Genomic DNA, 16,037 nt, shown 5'->3' with positions numbered 1-16,037 from the left:
CTGCGCCAACGGGCCAGCTTTGGGTGGCCCGTTGGCGCGTTGAGCCGACCTTAAAGGTCGTCGTCTGCGAGCGTCACGCTCATGCTCAGCAGTAAATAGGAGAGCGTCTTGCCGTGGCCATCCAGATTGAGGGCGCCGTTAACCCCGCCCTGCAGCACATCATCAATCACCAGGTTCATTCCTGACAGGGTCGGCATCGGATAGCGGCGAACCTGGGTTGCGCCGCGATGGGCGAACAGGGCCAGTACCCGCTCTTCGGTGATTTGGGCCAGCAGCGTCTCGTAGTGGCGAGGGTCATAGGCGAATACGGCCAGATTGAGCCGGTCACCCTTGTCGCCGGCCCGCGCATGGGCCAGGCGGTGCAGTGGCACGCTAAGGGTCTCGACTTGCGGCTCGAGCGGGGTCAGGTCAACTCGCGACATCGCCTTGGCTCCTTTCTGCATAAGGGCTCGCGGAATAGAGACTCGCGGAGGGAGTGACGTCCTGGCGACGCACTAGATAGGAGGCGGTACACACGCGCCTTTGGAACTGGCGTCTCACCCCGCCACCGCCCGCCGGGCCGGCGCAGTAGAGGGCTAGCAGCTCCTGGGTGGCACGCTCAACCCAGCGCCGTTCGACATGCTCGGCGGCGAGTCTCAGGCGATAGTCACCGCTGTCGGTCATCATGGCCATCCGCTGCAGGACCCCCGCATCCCCGTCGAAGACGCTGGCATGACCCACCACATCCAGTCGCGTGCGCAGTTCAGGCGGGGCGCGGAAGGTGAGGCGCTCTCGCAGCACCTCGGCCGCCAGCTGCGCCCGCGCCAGGGCGTTGGGGCCGGCGTAGGAGATCTCCGCCTCCCCCTGCCAGCCGCCCTCGTAGCAGACCGTGGTCTTGAGCCTCTGGGGGGCCGGCTTGCCACCTATACCTCTCACCGCCACCCGGTCGGGGCCGATCTGCTCCACCCGCACGGCGGAAAGATCCACCACCACATCGGGGGTCAGGTAGTTGGCCGGATCATGGACTTCGTAAAGCAGCTGCTCCTTGACGGTACGCTCGGTCACGCAGCCCCCGGTACCCGGCGGCTTGGTCACCACCAGGCTGCCGTCCGCCTCCACCTCGATGATCGGGTACCCCACCGTGGCCAGGTCCGGCACATCCTTGAAGCCGGGGTCGGCGAAGTAGCCGCCGCTGACCTGGGCCCCGCATTCGGCCAGATGCCCGGCCATCATGCCGGCGGCCAGGCGATCCCAATCGTTCCAGGCCCAGCCGAAATGATGCACCAACGGGGCAAGGAAAAGCGCCGGGTCGGCCACCCTACCGGTCACCACCACCTCGGCCCCTAGCGATAGCGCCTCGGTGATAGGTGCCGCCCCAAGATAGACATTGGCCGATATCAGCGCTGACTCCCCGGGCAACTCGCGGTGCTCGGCTTCCCAGCGCTGCAGGTCAAGAGTCGCCATCCGAGTGCGGATATCGTCGCCCTGAACCCGGCCGATACGGACCTGGGCATATCCCGCCTGCGCGGCTAGCCTGGCCACCACCTCACAGGCGCCTTCCGGGTTGGCCGCGCCAAAATTGCCCAGTACGGATATGCCGTTGGCCAGACAAGCTTCGAGCACCGGCTCCAACAGCTCAGCCAGCAGCGGCTCGAACCCGGCACAGGGGTCCTCGCGCATGGCCCGGTGCGCAGCGGCCAGGGTGCGCTCGCCCAGGGTCTCGAAGACCAGCGCGGCGGGCTGGCCGCGGCGGATCAGCTCTTTCACCACGGGAATGGCGGCATCGGTGCGGTCGCCGGAAAAACCGGCGCCGCTGCCCAACAGAAAGGTCATGAGTGGCTCTCCTTGGGCGCCAGGCCATGCTTGGTTTGCGACGGCGGCCGAGCCTCCCCTGTGGAAGCCACGCTCGCCTGCTGACGGCGCCTGGCATAGAGTCCCGCCAGCACGAGCAAGGCGCCCAGGGTGGTCAACCAGCCCGGGGTCAAGGCCAGACCCACCACCAGCATCAGGCTCACCGCATCCAGCCACCGGCTACCGGTGATCGCCACCCGCGACATCAGCGACGCAAAGGCCAGAACGAACGCCACGCCCTGGGAGATCGCCAGCAGGATATCGAAGGCGCTGCCGAAGCCGGCCAGGGCGGGATAGATCAGCAGCAGGAAGGGAATCACGTAGATCGCCGCCGCCAAGCGCACCGCCTCCCCCGCCGCCGGCAGCCAGTTGGTGCCGGCGATACCCGCGGCGACGAAGACCGCCACGCAGACCGGCGGCGTGATCACCGACAGGGTGGCGAAGTAGAACACGAAGAGATGGGCGATCAGCGGCTCGACGCCGATGGTGGTCAGCGCCGGCGCCAGCACCGAGGCCACCAGCACATAGGCCGCGGTGGTGGGAATGCCCATGCCCAGGATCAGGCAGACGCCGCCGACGATGAAGGCCACCAGGAACAGCGACTGGCCGCCGACGTTGACGATCAGGCTGGCCAGGGTCACACCGATCCCAGTCATGCCGATCATCGCCACGAGTATCTGGGCACCGGCCAGCAGCACCCCGATGATCACCATGCCCCGCCCGGCATCCATCAGCCCGGAGAGCAGCTTGCCGGCGATCTCGCGCAGCGGCATCCTCGCCAGCAGGGCGAAGGGCACGAAGGTGAGCAGCGTCATCAGGATGCCGTAGAAGGCCGACATCTGGATCGAGCGCCCGGAGAGCACGCCGTAGAAGAGCCCGCCCAGCGCCGCCAGGATGGGAATGATCCGCTCCGGGCGCAGCACGTCCGGCCAGCTCGGCAGCTCGTCGTCGGGCACCACCTGCAGATTGCGGCGCTTGGCCACCAGGTGGATGGTCAGAAAGACCCCAAGATAGAAGAGCGCCGCCGGCAGCAGCGCGGCAAGCGCGATGCGCAGGTAACTCTCGCCGAGGATCTCGGCCATGATGAAGGCTGCGGCCCCGAGAATCGGCGGCGCGATCTGGCCGCCGGTGGAAGCCACCGCCTCCACGCCCGAAGCGAAGGGTCGCGGATAGTTGAGCCGCTTCATCATCGGGATGGTGAAGTTGCCGGTGGTGGCCACGTTGGCCACGGCGCTGCCGCTGACCATGCCGAACAGGCCCGAGGCCACGGTGGCCACCTTGGCGGCCCCACCCGGCGAGCGCCCGCTGATCCGCAGCGCCAGATCCATGAAGGTCTGACCGCCGCCGGTGTGCAGCAGCAGGCAGCCAAACAGCACGAAGGCCGCAATGGTGGTGGCGGCCACGCCGACCAGCATGCCCCATACGCCCAGATCCCCCAGGTAGAGGGTCTCGGTGATGTAGTAGACATCGAAGCCGCGGTGGCCAAGCGGCCCGGGAATAACGGCCCCCAGCCAAGCATAGGCCAGGCCGGCCACCACCAGCAGCGGGAAGATCACCCCGATGGCCCGGCGCGAGAGCTCCAGGATCGTCACCAGCAATACGCCGGTGAACAGCATGTCCCGGGGCGAGGCCCAGGGGAGCTCCACCAGAATACGGTCATGATTCATGGCCACATAGCCGCAGGCCAGCACCACCCCGGCCGCCATCGTCAGGTCCGCCGCCAGCCCCAAGGGGCGCCAGCGCTTGCCGGCGCCCAGGGGATAGACGGTCAACCCCAGCAGGATGACCAGCGCGAGAAAGATGCTGCGCTGAACCAGGCTCTCGAAGGGGCCGGTGGCCGACGTGTAGAGAATCAGCCCGCCCAGCAGCAGGGCCAGCACTTTAGTCAGGTTCGCGCGCATGGCAGACACCTTTGGGTAGGCGTTACTGGGCAGGCTGCAGGGCCTCGGGGATCTCGTGGCCCTGCTCCTCGAAGTAGCGGGCCGCACCGGCATGCAGGGGCACGGTGCCGACATCGAGGGTCATCTGCGCCAGGTCAGCGTCACGCACGGCGGAAAAGGCGTTGGCCTGGGGCTCGGGATTCTCCATCACCGCCTTGACGATCTGGTAGGCGGTCTCCTCGTCGAGATCCGGATGGGCATGCACGGCCACGCCGAAGGCCCAGGTGGTATAGGCGGGAATACCCTCGCCGGCGCCTTCCGGCACATCGACGATGGCCACATCAGGCATCTCCTCACGCAGCGTCTCGGCCTGCTCGTCGGACAGCGAGAGCACGCTGATCGGCGTGAAGGTAGCGATGTCGAGGCTCGAGCCGTCGAGGCGGTTACCGACCCCGGACTTGGCCGAGCCCATCACCCGCCCATCCTTCATGGCATCGACGATGTCGGTGGTCGAGCCGCGCACGTAGTTGGGCGAGATCCCCAGGGTGCGCATGACGGCCTCGGTGGTCTTCTCGGTGGCAGAGCCGGTGATGCCCGGATTGAAGCGCACGCCTTCCAGCTCTTCCAGGGTGGCCACCTCGGCATCCTGGCGCATCACCACGTTCTGGGGCGCCACGGTGTAGACCCACAGCAGGCGACTATCCACGGGGCGACCCTCGAAATCCTCCTGGCCGGCATAGGCATGGTAGCCGGTGTTGGTCGTCACCAGCCCCATGTCGATCTGATTGCGGCCGAGGCGACGCAGGTTGTCCACGGTAGCGCCGGTCTCAGCCACCGAGGAGCTGACGCCATCGAGCTGGCTGTTGATGATCTGGTTGACCGCCACGAAGTAGCCGTAATGGCTCGACGAACTGGAGGTCGAACCGATCAGCAGACGCTCGTTGGCCTGCACGGCCGTGGTGGAAGCAGCAATGACGGCGGCACTGGCCGCCACGGCGGTGAACAGGGTTCTCATGATTGGCTCCTTGGCCCGCGGTGCGGGCTTGTTGTTGTCACATCGCGGTGGGGAATTTCCCAATAGCAGGATGGAAGGGGACAGAAATTTTGTATATTGAATAGTTTTTAAATTCTGTTTTACTTTCTAAATGAACCCCAGCATCAAGCAGCTCAAGGCCTTCGTCGCCGTGGCCCAGTCCCGAAGCCTCGCCGAGGCGAGTGATCGCATCCATCTGTCCCAGCCGGCGATCTCCATTACCATTCGCAAGCTGGAAGAGACGGTCGGCGGGCCGCTGTTCTCGCGCACCGCACGCCAGCTCGCCCTAACGCCGGAGGGAGACGCCTTCCTGCCGGTGGCGGTACGACTGCTCCATGACTGGGAAGACGCCTTTGCCGACCTGGGTGAGCGCTTCACCAAACAGCGCGGCAAGATCACGGTGGCCGCCCTTCCCACCCTCGCCGCGGGGCTGCTGCCGCGCATCATTGCGGCTTTCCACGCCCGCTATCCGCGCATCAACTTCAGCCTTCACGATGTGCTGGCCGAACAAGTCAATCAGATGGTGCGCGAGGGCCGCGCTGATCTGGGGCTGTCGGTGCCGCCCCAGCAATCGGAGGATCTCGGTTTCGAACCGGTGCTGGAGGATCGCTACGTGGCGGTCTGCGCGCTGGGTCACCCACTGCTCGAACAGGAAACCATCGCCTGGGCGCAGCTGTCGGGACACCCCTTCATCGGTATCAACCGTCTTTCCAGCTCCCGCCAAGACATCGATGACATCATGGAGGCGGTGGGCCATCCCCTGGATATCCTCTGCGATGCCAGTCAGATCGCCACTGTGGGCCGCATGGTGGCCGCTGGGCTGGGCATCAGCGTGCTGCCGTCGCTGAGCTTTCGCCAGATTGCCACGGAGGGCATCGACCACCGACCGCTGGTCTCACCCACCATTCGACGCGAGCTCGGCATCGTGATGCGCCGGCGCGATCCGCTGTCTGCGGCCGCCGCCGCCTTCAAGGCGATGATTCAGGACGACCACCTCGCTTCCTTGGCCGACGGGGCTCCCCCCTATCGACGCGACAGCTGACGCCCCGGCGTCTATCCTTCGACAGGTAGGATGCAACCGGCGGGCGCGGCCTGGCCCGCCGAGGAACCCAGGGAGCGCCGAGCGTGGTCGATGAGCCCCCCGTGATCGCCTTCTTCGATGAGCGCACGCTGGCCCATCAGCCGGACAGCGATGCCGCCTTCGTTCCCGGCCGCATGGACCGGCGTATTCGCCAGCTGCTGTCGGGGCTCGGTGTACCCTGGAAATACCCCGAGCACCCCGGCCGTCTCGTCGCCATCCGCCAGCTGCTGGAGCGCGAGCCTATCGACGGGCTGCGCTTCGAGGCCGGGCGCGCCGCCACCCGCGAGCAGCTGGCTCGGGTGCATACCACCGGCTACCTGGATCACCTGCTCAGGCTGCGCGGCCAGAGCGCCTGGCTCGATGTGGATACCACCGCCGTCTCGCCGGGCAGCATCGAGGCCGCGGAGGTGGCCGCCGGTACCGCCATCGCCGCCGTGGAGGCCGTGACCCAGGGACGCGCCCGCCACGCCTTCGCGCTGGTGCGCCCACCCGGCCATCACGCCGAGCCGGTTCGTGCCCGCGGCTTCTGTCTGTTCAACAACGTGGCGGTAGCCGCCGCCCACGCCCAGGCGGCGCTGGGCTGCGAGCGCGTGCTGATCGTCGACTGGGACGCCCACCACGGCAACGGCACCCAGGACATCTTCTGGGCCGACCCCAGCGTGCTGCTGTTCGACCTGCACCGCGCCGCCCCCTTCTATCCGGGAACGGGTAAGCTCGAAGAGGTCGGCGTGGGCCTCGGCGAAGGCACCACCCTGAATGTTCCGCTGCCGGCGGGCGCCGGCGACCAGGCTTACCTCAAGGCCTTTCACGACATCCTGGTGCCGGCCACCGAGTGGTTTCAGCCAGACCTGATCCTGGTCTCGGCGGGCTTCGATCCTCACTGGCACGACCTGGCGCTGAACGTTTCCTACGAAGGATTCGCCGCCATGACCGGCATCCTTCAGGCACTGGCCGCCACCCACTGCGAGGGGCGCCTCGCCTTCGTGCTCGAAGGGGGCTACAACCTGGAATCGCTGGCCCGCGGGACCCATGCTGTACTCAGGGTACTGGCGGGAGGCGAGGTACCCGAGCCCGGCATCTGCGGCGTGGCCGAGGTGGCGGCGGCCGCCGCCTTCCACCGCCCGGCCTTTCTTCCCGAACAGAACCCCTGAATGCGGCCGCCCCTGGCGGCCATAAGCGCAGCCCAACCACAGGAGACGACCATGAGACACGACAGCATGACCGCCCGCGGCAGCTGCCTTTGCGGCGCCGTCACCCTGGCCGTGGAGGCCCACAAGCAGAATCTCGGCGCCTGCCACTGCCGCATGTGTCGCACCTGGGGCGGCGGCCCGCTGCTGGCGCTTGAGTCGGTGACCCGGGTGGAGATCGAGGGCGAAGACAACGTCAGCCTCTACCCCTCCTCGGACTGGGCGGAGCGGGCCTTCTGCCGGCGCTGCGGCACCCACCTCTTCTACCGGCTGAAGACCGGTGACCACTACGCCGTGCCGGTGGGACTGGTGGACAACGGCGAGGCCTGGACCTTCGATACCCAGATCTTCATCGACGAGAAGCCCGCGTTCTACACCTTCGCCAACCAGACCCAGGATCTGACCGGCCAGCAGGTGTTCGAGGCCTACCAGGGAGACTGACACGACGGCCCCTCAATCGACTGGACACACCGCGAGAGTTCAGTAGGCTGGCAGTAAGCCACTCCGGCCCGATCGACCAGGAAGCTGCCGATGCCTCTCACCACGGGTGACACCCTGCCCGACGTTTCCCTCAAGACCCACGGCGCCCAAGGCCTCGAGGAGATCGCCACCGGCGCTCTGTTCGCCAGCAAGCGGGTGGTGCTCTTCGCGGTGCCCGGCGCCTTCACTCAGGCCTGCTCCGAGACCCACCTGCCCGGCTTCGTGGTCAAGGCCGATGAACTCTTCGCCCGTGGGGTCGACACGGTGGCCTGCCTGGCGGTCAACGACGCCTTCGTGATGCGGGCCTGGCAAAAGAGCCAGAACGCCGAGGCGATCCTGATGCTGGCCGACGGCCATGGCGACTTCACCCGTGCCGTGGGCATGGAGAACGACCGGCGCGCCGCCGGCATGGGCATACGCAGCCTGCGCTATGCACTGATCGCCGAGGACGGCGTGGTGCGCTATCTGGGCGTCGATACCGAACGCGGCGTGGTCGACCAGAGCAGCGTCGACGCCATCCTCGCGCAGCTGTAGCCCGGGCCGCGCTGCCCTGCCTCAAGCTCGGCGCCGGCTGGCCGATAAGGCGTATATTGTGCAGGATCGCTCATTCGCGATGAGGCCTGCGATGGCCAAGGAGGCAAGATGCAGGAGCACGACACCACTGAGCTGCTGCACCAGCTGGAGCAGGCCAACAGCCAGCTGCTGCAGTCCGAGAAGCTGGCCTCCATCGGCCAGCTGGCCGCCGGGGTCGCCCACGAGATCAACAACCCCATCGGCTACGTCTTCTCCAACCTCAAGACGCTGACCGACTACGTGGGCGACCTGGTGCGCATCATCGACGCCATCGACGACGCCACCCACCTGGACGACCTGCGCACCCTCAAGCAGCGCCTGGAGTATGGCTATATCCGCGAGGACGTCCAGGCGCTGCTTGGCGAATCCGAGGAGGGTCTCGAACGGGTCAAGAGCATCATCGGTGCCCTCAAGGACTTCTCGCATATCGAGGAGGAGGACTTCGTCGAGACCAACCTGCACCGAAGGCTCGATACCACCCTCAACCTGGTCAACAACGAGCTCAAGTACAAAGCCGAGGTGGTCAAAGCGTACGGCGACCTGCCGCCGGTCGAGTGCCTGCCCTCCCAGATCAACCAGGTGATACTCAACCTGCTGACCAACGCCGCCCAGGCCATCGACGGACGCGGGCAGATCACCCTGCGCACCGGCCGGGAGGGCGAGCGGGTGTGGTTCGAGATCGAGGACAGCGGCCGCGGCATCCGCCCCGAACATCGCGAACGGCTCTTCGAGCCCTTCTTCACCACCAAGCCGATCGGCGAAGGCACCGGGCTCGGTCTGGCGCTCTCCTTCAGCATCGTGCGCAAACACGGCGGGCAGATCGAGGTCTCAAGCGAGGTCGACCAGGGCAGCCGCTTTCGCGTCTGGCTGCCCATTCGCCATGCTAACGGCTCCACCCCGGAGGGCGTTGCCCCATGATGTCAGATGCCACGCGCCCCGCCGCCGAAGCCAGCCTGCTGCTGGTCGACGACGAACCCCACGTGCTCTCGGCACTGCAGCGCGCATTGCGCCGGGAGGGCCATCGACTGCTCACCGCCACCAGCGGCGAGCAGGCCCTGGCACTGCTGGAAGCGCAAGCCGTCGACCTGGTGATCTCCGACTCCCTGATGCCGGGCATGGATGGCGCCGAGCTGTTGAGCCGGATTCAGCAACGCCGGCCGGACTGCCTGCGCATGCTGCTCACCGGGCGCGCCGACCTGGCGGCCACGGTGCGCGCCATCAACGAAGGTCACATCTACCATTTCATCGCCAAGCCCTGGAGCGACGACGAGCTGCGCCTGACGATTCGCCAGGCCCTGGCGCATCAGCAAGCCGAGCGCGAGCAGCAGCGGCTGGAAGCCCTCACCCGGGCGCAGAATCGCGAGCTCATAGAGCTCAATGCCACCCTGGAGCAGCGCGTCGAGGCCCGCACCCAGGAACTGCAGCAGGTGGCCGACATGCTGGATGCCGCCTACGGCGAGCTCAAGCAAAGCTATGTCACCGCCACCCAGGTCTTCTCCTCGCTGCTCAACCAGCGCCTGCCGCGCCATTTGCAGACCAACGCTCAGGTCGGCGACCTGATCAAGGCGTTTGGCGAGACCCACGGCCTGGAGGAGGAGCTGCAGCGGGAGCTCCAGATGGCCGCCGCCCTCTACAACCTGGGCAAGCTGACCTGGAACGACCACCTGATCCAGACCCCTGCCCAGCGGCTTTTCATCAAGGAGCTGGCGGCCTACCAGCGCTATCCGGAGACCGGGGAAAGCCTGCTGATGAGCCTCGAGCCGCTCCAGGGTGCCGCCAGGATCATTCGCCACCACCGCGAGCGCTGGAACGGCAGCGGCTACCCCGACCACTTGAAGGGGGAAGCGATCCCCTACGGCGCCCGCCTGCTGGCCCTGGCGGTGGACTTCATCGAACTGCAGCGCGGCATGATCCTGCCGCGCCGGGTGCCCCGCGAGGATGCCCTGGCGCTGCTGCGCAAGTTCTCCGGCCGGATCTATGACCCCGCCCTGTGCAAGCCCTTCGTGGCGATATGCATCGAACAGGCCCCCGACCTGGGCCTCGCTGGCAAGAAAGTGCTGTCGCTGCCCCCGCGCAAGCTGGAACCGGGCATGACGCTGGCCCAGGACCTCCACTCGCTGAACGGGCTGCTGCTGTTGAATCAGGGCAAGGCGCTGACCCGCCAACTGATCGACAAGCTGATCCGCCTGGAGGAGCTGGAAGACACCCGGTTCTCCCTGCTGGTACACCCGCCAGAGGCAACCGCCGACGACTCTCCGCCTCCCCAGTCGACCTAGCGGAAACCATAGCCACATGCCAGCGAAGTCCCTAACGCACAGCTCCCTTATCTACCTGGTGGCGATCACCTGCCTGGCGATCGGCGCCTTCGCGCTGCTGGACGCCTGGCTCCAGGCCTTCCCGGCCGCCTCCCGCGCGCTGATCCATCCCGACGGCGGGCTAGCCACCGCGCTGCTGGGCCTCGCCCTGCTGCTGTCGCTGCATGGCTGCAGGCGGCTCGCCAGCGTTGCTGCCGCAGGGCAGCTCGCCACCGCGGCCGCCAGCCCCTGGCTCGCCGCCGACACCAGCATGCCCCACGCCATGGCGCTGATGTTCGCCCTGCTGGCCATCGGCCTGCTGCTGCTTGGCCATCGCGGCTCGCGGTCGCTTGGCATCTGTCGCTGGCTGGGCCGGGGACTCGCCCTGGTCGGCGGTCTTTTTTTGCTCACCGGCTGGCTCACCGGACTGCCAGAAGCGCTCTTTACCCACTACCACACCGCGGGCATTGCCGCCCTGGTGATCCTCTTCGCCGGCCTGTCGCTGGCCCATCTGGCACAGCCCAACCGCCCCCCCTCCCCCCTGCCGGCATGGCGGTCGATTGCCGCCGGGGCGCTGGGTGCCCTGCTCTCGGTGGGCGGCTGGTATCTATTCAGCAGCCAGAGCCTGCAGCGCATCGATCAGGGGGGTGAGTTCGCCATCGCCCAGAGCGAGGCCACCATTCAGCGCACCCTGGCGGAGCACATCCGCCTGATGCATCGTCAGGTCGGACGCTGGGAGGTCCTGGGCCGGCTGCCGGAGACGCCCCTCTGGCAGCACGAGCTGGAAAGCTACCTGGACGACTACCCGTCGCTGGGCTTCATTGCCCTGCTGGATGACAGCCCGGCCACCTGGCGCCTGGAGTCCCGGCACCCCGGCATCGATGCCGCCTGGCTCGACGACACCCTGAGCCATCCCATCCTGGACGGATGGCTCACCGCCAGCCAGCACGACCGCCAGGAACGCCTGAGCCCACTCATCCCAGGCCCTGAGGGCGAAAGCCGCATCCTGCTGGCCCTGCCGCTGACGCTCCCCGACCACCCCGACCACTGGCTGCTCACCAGCCTTGACATCCCCACCCTGCTGGGCAGAGAGATCCCCCATACGGGCCGGTACGTAATCCAGCTGAGCCAGGACGACAACCTGCTGTTCTCCAGTAGGCCGGTCAACGCCACCCATGACCTACGCCCGATTGGCAGCACGGTCCTGGCGCTGCCGGGCGAGGCGCGATGGACTCTCTCTGCCCAGCTGCCGCGGCAGCAGCTGGTGCAAAGCGCCCTGCTGCCCAGCGGCCTGCTGCTCAGCGGCCTGCTGCTGACCCTCCTGCTGATGACCAGCCAGGAACTCTATCGGCTCTCCAACGAACGTCGGCGCCACCTCGACAACAACCACCGGGCGCTGCGCAAAGTCCTTCAGCAGCGCGACCAGTTTTTCACCCTGTCGCTGGAGCTGTTCTGCCGGGTGAGCCTGGAGGGGCGCTTCCTGCAGGTGAATCCGGCCTTCCAGCAGCAGCTCGGCTACGCCCCCGAGGCGCTGATCGGCCATCGCTACAGCGAACTGATCATGGCAGAGGACCACGACCTGATCGCCGCAGCCATCCAGCAGCTGGCCCAGGGAGAGCGGGTCACGCAGTTGGAAACGAGGATCATCGATGCCCAGGGCGAGGTTCGCTGGGTGGAGATCAACGCCGACCTGGGCGAGGAGGAGGTCATCTACGCGGTGGCCCGCGACATCACCCAGTGGAAGCACCGCGAGCGTCAGCTACGGATTCTGGAGCGCAGCGTCGAGGCCAGCGTCAATGGCGTGGTGATCGCCGATGCCCGGCAGCCCGATACCCCGATCATGTACGTCAATAACGCCTTCGAGCAGATCACCGGCTACACCCGAGAGGAAGTGATCGGCCGCAACTGCCGCATCCTGCAAGGCGACAAGACCGACCCCGACAGTCGACAAGCCATCCGCCAGGCGCTCCTGGCCCATCGCAAGCTGCACGTCACCGTGCTCAACTACCGCAAGGACGGCACCCCCTTCTGGAACGATCTCTATATCTCCCCGGTACACGACGAGCAGGGCGAGGTCACCCACTTCATCGGCGTGCAGAGCGATATCTCCACCCAGCGCGAGTACGAATCGAAGCTCGCCTACCACGCCAGCCACGACGCCCTGACCGGGCTGCCCAACCGCACCCTGCTGGAAGATCGCCTGGAGCAGAGCTGCCAGTTCGCTCGTCGCCACGCCCGCAGCCTGGCGGTGCTATTCCTCGATCTGGACGAGTTCAAGCCGATCAACGACTCGCTGGGTCACGAATTGGGTGACCGCATCCTGGTCGAGGTGGCGCGGCGCCTGGAGCAAGGGGTGCGCCCCGGCGACACCGTGGCGCGCTTCGGCGGCGACGAGTTCGTGGTGCTGCTGCCCGACCTGGCCCATCAGGACGATGTACTGATCGTCGTCGAGCGGCTCCTCGATACCATCGCCCGCCCCTATCGCGACGACAGCGGCGAGCTGCGGCTCACCGCCAGCATCGGCATCGCCATGGGAGAGGGCGAGATACGCCAGCCCACGCGGCTCATCCAGCAGGCCGACCTGGCGATGTACAAGGCCAAGCGCCAGGGCCGTAACACCTACCAGTGGTACACACGAGACCTCAATCACAAGGTGAGCGAGCGGGTCGCCCTGCGCAATGCCCTGCAGCGCGCCATCGACGATCAGCAGTTCGAGCTGCACTATCAGCCGCAGGTGCATGGCGTCACCGGCTCGATCCTCGGCTTCGAGGCGCTGATTCGCTGGTGCCACCCGGAGCGCGGCTACATATCGCCCATCGATTTCATCAGCCTGGCCGAGGATACCGGCCAAATCATCCCGATCAGCCAGTGGGTGCTCACCACCGCCTGCCGGGACAACGTCTACCTCAACGGCCTGGGGCTTGGCGACTTCGTCATGGCGGTCAACGTCTCGCCCATGCAGTTCCATCGCCCGAACTTCCTCGACGGTATTTCCCAGGCCCTGGAGGCCTCCCGGCTGTCCCCCTCGCTGCTGGAGCTCGAGCTCACCGAGGGGGTGCTGATGGACGGTTCCGGGAGCGCCATCGACAGCCTCCACGCGCTGCGCAAGCGCGGCATCCAGATCGCCATCGACGACTTCGGCACCGGCTTTTCCAGCCTCAGCTATCTGAAGCAGCTGCCCATCGACAAGATCAAGATCGACCGTTCCTTCGTGCGCGAGGTGATCAGCGACCACCGCGACGCCGCCATCGTCCAGGGCATCCTCTCCATGGCGAGCCCGCTGCAGCTCAAGGTGGTAGCCGAAGGGGTCGAGACCCAGGCCCAGCTTGCCTATCTCAAAAAACACCTCTGCGATGCCTTTCAGGGCTACCACTTCGCCCGCCCCATGCCGCTGGCCGAACTGGAGCCCTTCCTGCGTGAGCACCAGGCCACCCAGCAGCTGCAGCAGGCGCACCAGCACGGCGACGAGGGCCGCCAGACGCTGCTGCTGCTCGACGATGAAGCCAACATCCTGCGCGCCCTGACCCGGACCCTGCGGCGCGACGGCTACCGTATCCTCACCGCCGAGACCGCCCAGCAGGCCTTCGAGCTGTTGGCCACCGAGGAGGTGCAGGTGATCATCAGCGACCAACGCATGCCGGGCATGAGCGGCACCGAGTTCCTGGGGCAGGTCACCGAACTCTACCCCCAGACCCTGCAGATCGTGCTCTCCGGCTACACCGACCTCAAGACAGTCACCGCCGCGATCAACGAGGGCGCCATCTACAAGTTTCTCACCAAGCCATGGGACGACGATGAGCTGCGGCTGGTGGTCCAGCAGGCCTTCCGCAAGGCCGCCAGACGCAAGGTTCGGGAACAGGCGCATGGGCATCAGGACGGCTAGGCCATCTGCCCCTTCAGCGCCAGCGTTGAATGCCTCGGTGCTGGGCCCCGTGCCAGGTTGCTAAGGTGGAAGCAGCGGGGAGGTCGCCGGGGGCAACACCTCCCCCCGACTCCGAGGGGCTGCGATGCAATGGCGAAAGGGGCGTGAAGGCGGCTGGGATCCACAGCGCTGGAAGATGTTCTCGCTGATCGCCGGCCTGCTGCTGCTGGCGGCGCTGGGCACCGGGTTCAACGTGGTCGTGGTACAGATGCAGGCGGCGGCCTCCGCCTATGTCAGCGGCGAGAGCATCTGGTCGCGGGCCCAGGTCTCCGCGGTTCAGTATCTCGAGCGCTATGCCCTGACCGGCGACGCCGATACCCTGGCACAGGCGCGCGACTGGCTAGAGATCCCGCTGGGGGATCTGCAGGCGCGCCAGGCCATGGAGGCTGACGAGCTGGACCGCGAGGCGGCCCGGGACGGGCTCTTACAGGGCCGCAACCACCCCGATGACATCCCCAACATGATCCGGCTGTTCCGCCACTTCGCCGAGGCCCCCTACTTTCGCGAAGCGGTGGCGGTGTGGCGCGACTCCGACCCCTACATCCTCGAGCTCGGCCGCCTGGCCGACCGACTGGAAGCCGAATGGCAGTCGTCCTCCCCATCTTCGGCGGCGCTGTCACGGCTGCGCGCGCGCCTTCACCAAGTCGACCAGGCGCTCGCTCCCCTCAGCGCCACCTTTCGCCAGGCCATCGGCGATGCTGCCCGCTGGCTGGGGCAGCTCCTGACCGCTGCCAGCGTGCTCTTCCTGCTGGTGCTGGGCCTGATCGCCTGGCTGCTGGGCTGGCGCCTGACCCGGGCGCTGACCGCCGCCGAACGCGCCTTCCGGGCCACTTTCGAGCAGGCGGCAGTGGGCATGGCCCTGGTGGATGACAAGGGCCGCCTGCTGGACGTCAATCAGGCCCTGTGCCAGATCCTTCGCTACCCGCGCCCCCATCTGCTCGGCCAGCGCTACCCCGACCTGGTGCATCCCGAAGACCAGCAGATCGGCCGTCAGGAGCAGCGCCGCATCCGCGCCCGCGAACTCGACAGCTACACCATCGAGCATCGACTGCTGCGCGGTGACGGCGACACGGTGTGGGGCAAGCTGACGGTGTCGAAGATCCGCGATGACCACGACCTGAGCGCCTGCCATGTGGCCATTCTCGAGGATGTCTCCGAACCGCGCCGGCTCTCCGCCAGGCTCCAGTACGAGGCCAACCACGACCCCCTCACCGGGCTCTACAACCGCCGCGCCTTCGAACGCAGCGTGGCGGAGGTGCTGCGCCAGTCGCGGACCGAAGGGTCCATCCATGCGCTGTGCTTCGTGGATCTCGATCAGTTCAAGGTGGTCAACGACACCGCCGGCCATGTCGCCGGCGATCAGTTCCTGCGCCAGATTGCCGACACCCTGCACCGCCAGCTGCGCGAGGGCGACCTGCTGGCCCGCCTCGGCGGCGACGAATTCGCCATCATCCTCGAAGACTGCGACATGCAGGGCGCCCATGAGGTCACCGAGAAACTGCGCGCCGCCGTGGCCAATACCCGCTTTCGCTGGGAAGAGAGCACCTTCAGCGGCGGCTGCAGCATCGGGGTGGTGCTGATCGATGCCGAGAGCCTCGACCCCGGCAACCTGCTGCGGGCCGCGGATATCGCCTGCTACCTGGCCAAGGAGCAGGGCCGCAACCGGGTCTACCTGCTACGGGAGGACCACCCCCAACTATCCGAGCGGCGCAGCTAGCAGATGGGGGGCACTACCCGAACCAGGTGAGCTTCGCGCA

The 16,037-nt window shown here is 67.0% G+C and carries 12 protein-coding genes; 8 read left to right on the top strand and 4 right to left on the bottom strand.

Translation table 11 applies throughout. The features are described from left to right. Positions 1 to 50: 50 nt before the first annotated feature. The 4 genes from ACZIYR_RS04800 to ACZIYR_RS04785 are packed head-to-tail and all read right to left on the bottom strand — an operon-like array spanning position 51 to position 4,725. Positions 51 to 422 (bottom strand): AtuA-related protein, encoded by a 372-nt coding sequence (locus tag ACZIYR_RS04800; RefSeq protein ID WP_483528402.1) that lies wholly within the window; start codon positions 420 to 422, stop codon positions 51 to 53. Next, positions 409 to 1,812, bottom strand: a complete 1,404-nt coding sequence (locus ACZIYR_RS04795) for an acyclic terpene utilization AtuA family protein (RefSeq protein ID WP_483528401.1) — start codon at positions 1,810 to 1,812, stop codon at positions 409 to 411. Before ACZIYR_RS04795 ends, ACZIYR_RS04800 begins: the two co-directional genes overlap by 14 nt. Further along, positions 1,809 to 3,731: a TRAP transporter permease gene (locus tag ACZIYR_RS04790; protein ID WP_483528400.1), complete on the bottom strand. Its 1,923-nt coding sequence runs from the start codon at positions 3,729 to 3,731 to the stop codon at positions 1,809 to 1,811. Before ACZIYR_RS04790 ends, ACZIYR_RS04795 begins: the two co-directional genes overlap by 4 nt. Positions 3,732 to 3,753: 22 nt before the next feature. Further along, complete coding sequence (locus ACZIYR_RS04785) at positions 3,754 to 4,725, bottom strand: TAXI family TRAP transporter solute-binding subunit (RefSeq protein ID WP_483528399.1); 972 nt, start codon at positions 4,723 to 4,725, stop codon at positions 3,754 to 3,756. 130 nt (positions 4,726 to 4,855) lie between these two features. Between ACZIYR_RS04785 and ACZIYR_RS04780 the strand changes: the two genes are divergently transcribed. The 8 genes from ACZIYR_RS04780 to ACZIYR_RS04745 all read left to right on the top strand — a co-directional run bounded on the left by ACZIYR_RS04780 (position 4,856) and on the right by ACZIYR_RS04745 (position 15,997). Continuing rightward, positions 4,856 to 5,785, top strand: coding sequence for a LysR substrate-binding domain-containing protein (locus ACZIYR_RS04780; protein WP_483528398.1), 930 nt, complete (start codon positions 4,856 to 4,858; stop codon positions 5,783 to 5,785). Positions 5,786 to 5,868: 83 nt separating this feature from the next. Continuing rightward, positions 5,869 to 6,975, top strand: a complete 1,107-nt coding sequence (locus tag ACZIYR_RS04775; protein ID WP_483528397.1) for a histone deacetylase family protein — start codon at positions 5,869 to 5,871, stop codon at positions 6,973 to 6,975. A gap of 51 nt (positions 6,976 to 7,026) precedes the next feature. Beyond that, positions 7,027 to 7,452, top strand: a complete 426-nt coding sequence (locus tag ACZIYR_RS04770; protein ID WP_483528396.1) for a GFA family protein — start codon at positions 7,027 to 7,029, stop codon at positions 7,450 to 7,452. A gap of 90 nt (positions 7,453 to 7,542) precedes the next feature. Next, a complete protein-coding gene (locus ACZIYR_RS04765) occupies positions 7,543 to 8,025 on the top strand; it encodes a peroxiredoxin (protein WP_473032642.1) in 483 nt (160 codons plus the stop codon). A gap of 108 nt (positions 8,026 to 8,133) precedes the next feature. After that, the gene (locus ACZIYR_RS04760) at positions 8,134 to 8,982 is read left to right on the top strand and encodes an ATP-binding protein (RefSeq protein ID WP_473032641.1); all 849 of its coding nucleotides are present in this window, start codon (positions 8,134 to 8,136) and stop codon (positions 8,980 to 8,982) included. Beyond that, positions 8,979 to 10,340 (top strand): response regulator c-di-GMP phosphodiesterase, NosR family, encoded by a 1,362-nt coding sequence (gene nosR / locus ACZIYR_RS04755; RefSeq protein ID WP_473032640.1) that lies wholly within the window; start codon positions 8,979 to 8,981, stop codon positions 10,338 to 10,340. The genes ACZIYR_RS04760 and nosR overlap by 4 nt, the downstream gene beginning before the upstream one ends. A gap of 16 nt (positions 10,341 to 10,356) precedes the next feature. Further along, positions 10,357 to 14,241 (top strand): EAL domain-containing protein, encoded by a 3,885-nt coding sequence (locus tag ACZIYR_RS04750; protein ID WP_483528395.1) that lies wholly within the window; start codon positions 10,357 to 10,359, stop codon positions 14,239 to 14,241. A gap of 124 nt (positions 14,242 to 14,365) precedes the next feature. Beyond that, positions 14,366 to 15,997 (top strand): diguanylate cyclase domain-containing protein, encoded by a 1,632-nt coding sequence (locus tag ACZIYR_RS04745; protein ID WP_483528394.1) that lies wholly within the window; start codon positions 14,366 to 14,368, stop codon positions 15,995 to 15,997. Positions 15,998 to 16,037: the final 40 nt, after the last annotated feature.

It is taken from the genome of Billgrantia sp. NRB1 (assembly GCF_056921725.1).
This window is presented reverse-complemented; position numbering and strand designations above follow the sequence as displayed.

Bases quoted from the DNA above. Each gene is read 5' to 3' on its own strand.
- ACZIYR_RS04795 (WP_483528401.1), bottom strand. From the start codon at position 1,812: ATGACCTTTCTGTTGGGCAGCGGCGCCGGTTTTTCCGGCGACCGCACC.
- ACZIYR_RS04780 (WP_483528398.1), top strand. From the start codon at position 4,856: ATGAACCCCAGCATCAAGCAGCTCAAGGCCTTCGTCGCCGTGGCCCAG.
- ACZIYR_RS04800 (WP_483528402.1), bottom strand. From the start codon at position 422: ATGTCGCGAGTTGACCTGACCCCGCTCGAGCCGCAAGTCGAGACCCTT.
- ACZIYR_RS04765 (WP_473032642.1), top strand. From the start codon at position 7,543: ATGCCTCTCACCACGGGTGACACCCTGCCCGACGTTTCCCTCAAGACC.
- nosR (WP_473032640.1), top strand. From the start codon at position 8,979: ATGATGTCAGATGCCACGCGCCCCGCCGCCGAAGCCAGCCTGCTGCTG.
- ACZIYR_RS04790 (WP_483528400.1), bottom strand. From the start codon at position 3,731: ATGCGCGCGAACCTGACTAAAGTGCTGGCCCTGCTGCTGGGCGGGCTG.
- ACZIYR_RS04760 (WP_473032641.1), top strand. From the start codon at position 8,134: ATGCAGGAGCACGACACCACTGAGCTGCTGCACCAGCTGGAGCAGGCC.
- ACZIYR_RS04785 (WP_483528399.1), bottom strand. From the start codon at position 4,725: ATGAGAACCCTGTTCACCGCCGTGGCGGCCAGTGCCGCCGTCATTGCT.
- ACZIYR_RS04750 (WP_483528395.1), top strand. From the start codon at position 10,357: ATGCCAGCGAAGTCCCTAACGCACAGCTCCCTTATCTACCTGGTGGCG.
- ACZIYR_RS04745 (WP_483528394.1), top strand. From the start codon at position 14,366: ATGCAATGGCGAAAGGGGCGTGAAGGCGGCTGGGATCCACAGCGCTGG.
- ACZIYR_RS04770 (WP_483528396.1), top strand. From the start codon at position 7,027: ATGAGACACGACAGCATGACCGCCCGCGGCAGCTGCCTTTGCGGCGCC.